Genomic DNA, 1,880 nt, shown 5'->3' on the forward strand with positions numbered 1-1,880 from the left:
CAGCGGATCATCTCCTCGGTGTAGGGAACGGCGCCGAACAGGGCCATGGCGGCGTGGACGCCGAGAGCGCCGCCGCACAGCGCGAGGACTCCGGCGTTGACCTTGCAGAACAGGCGGAGCGCGACAGGGATGCCGGCCTCGGTCATCATCAGGCCGTGGATCATGGATTCGCGCGCGCCGGCGGTGGTCTCGATGCTTGTGCGGCGGTGCCAGTCGGCGAGGCCGGCGCTGAGCCAGAGCGGCATGACGGCGCCGATGAGCCAGCGGCGGGTGGCGGGCCCGCCGGGCCACCCCGGGATCGGGGCGCCACACTCGCGCCGTGCGGCGTCCGGAGGAGTCAGCCGAGGAGGCGGGTGCGGAGGGCGTCGGTGTCCTCGGTGGTCCAGCCGTGACCGGCGAGCCAGCCGAGGGTGCCGCCGTGCTCCTCGTCGACGCGGGCGAAGACCTTCTCCATGATGGCGGCGCGGGGCTGGTGGCTGTCGGCGGGGCGGGAGTCGAGGTCGGCGGCGTAGGTGTCGCTGCCGCGCAGGCGTTCCAGGACGGCGGGGAGGCGCTCGCCGGTCTGGGTGTAGTCGGCGAGGACCGCCTCGCGGGTGACGCCGGCGACGTCGAGGGCGAGGGCGCAGACGACGCCGGTGCGGTCCTTGCCGGCGGCGCAGTGCACGAGCGCGGATCCGTCGGTGCGGGTCATGACGCGCAGGGCGGCGACGATGTTGTCGCCGCGGTCGGCGAGGTAGCCGAGGTAGTGGCCGGTCGAGCGGTCCTGCCAGGGGAGTGCGTTGCCGACGTCGGCGGCGACGTCGGTGTTGCGGCCGCCTTCGGCGAACAGCGAGAGCTGGTGGACGGTCACCGACGGTACGCGGGTGAGGGGGCCGGGTCCTTCGAGCCGTACCTCGGTGTCGCTGCGCAGGTCGATGACGTTCTTCAGGGCGTAGTCGTCGACGAGGATCCGGACGTCGGCGACGGTGAGGTCCTGGAGGTTGTCGGAGCGGAGCACGCGGCCGCGGCGCGTGCTGCGGCCCTCGGCCGTGGGGAGGCCGCCGAGGTCGCGGGCGTTGACGGCACCGTCCAGTTCGATCCACCGAGAGTCGTCGTCCATGACTTGTGACCCTATATGGGGACACTGTCCGGGCTTTTGCGCAGGGTGCGGTTCTCCTCGGACGCCGTGGCGGTCACCCCGGGGAGCGGGTACGCGGGCGGCGACCCGGGACCTGCGAGCCAGATGGTGAATGGCTCCACAGCGGGGCGACGGGATGGCCTCACGCTCCGTAACTTTGAGTGGTCGTCCCCCTTCCGAATGGAGATTTCATGCCCGCTACCACCACCCTGCAAGCCCCGTCCCCGCCGTCCGGCAGATCGGCCGGCAGCGACTTCGCCCCACTGGCGCGGCGGGTCCGTGAGAGCGGGCTGCTGGACCGGCGGCGCGGCTACTACGTGCGGGCGATCGGGCTGAACCTGGCCGCGACCGCGGCGGTGTGGGCGGCGGTCGCGTGGGCGGGGGACAGCTGGTGGACGGTTCTGTTCGGCATCCCGCTGGCGGTCCTGGGGGCCCGGATGGGGTTCCTGGGGCATGACGCGGGGCACCGGCAGATCGCGGCGAGCGCGCGGGGGAACCGGTGGCTGGGCCTGGTGCTGGGGAACCTGCTGCTGGGGATGGGCCACGGCTGGTGGAGCGACAAGCACAACCGGCATCACGCGAACCCGAACCATGTCGGGAAGGACCCCGACGTGGGGGAGGGTGTGCTCGCGTGGACGGAGGAGCAGGCGGCAGGCAAGCGGGGTGCGCTGCGGTGGGTGGCGCGGCATCAGGCGGCGCTGTTCTTTCCGCTGCTGACTCTGGAGGGCGTCAATCTGAAGATCGGCAGTGTGCCTGTCTCTTA

At 72.2% G+C, this 1,880-nt stretch carries 2 protein-coding genes and 1 pseudogene; 1 reads left to right on the plus strand and 2 read right to left on the minus strand.

Annotation, left to right across the window (positions count from 1 at the left end):
* Window positions 1–245: pseudogene (locus E1293_RS46745) on the minus strand (diguanylate cyclase); the annotation flags it as partial.
* A 92-nt stretch (window positions 246–337) separates the two neighbouring features.
* Entirely contained in the window at window positions 338–1,099 is a 762-nt protein-coding gene (locus E1293_RS46750; RefSeq protein WP_132206549.1) for a tyrosine-protein phosphatase, read from the minus strand.
* A 209-nt stretch (window positions 1,100–1,308) separates the two neighbouring features.
* On the opposite strand from E1293_RS46750, the gene E1293_RS46755 reads away from it, so the two are divergent.
* Window positions 1,309–1,880 (plus strand): fatty acid desaturase (locus tag E1293_RS46755; protein WP_207939553.1); only part of this gene is annotated, 572 nt, incomplete at its 3' end.

Origin of the sequence: Actinomadura darangshiensis, assembly GCF_004349235.1 — a bacterium.
Classification (GTDB): Bacteria; Actinomycetota; Actinomycetes; order Streptosporangiales; family Streptosporangiaceae; genus Spirillospora; species Spirillospora darangshiensis.

Excerpts from the sequence above, each read along its gene's own strand:
- E1293_RS46750 (WP_132206549.1), bottom strand. The coding sequence starts at position 1,099 with ATGGACGACGACTCTCGGTGGATCGAACTGGACGGTGCCGTCAACGCC.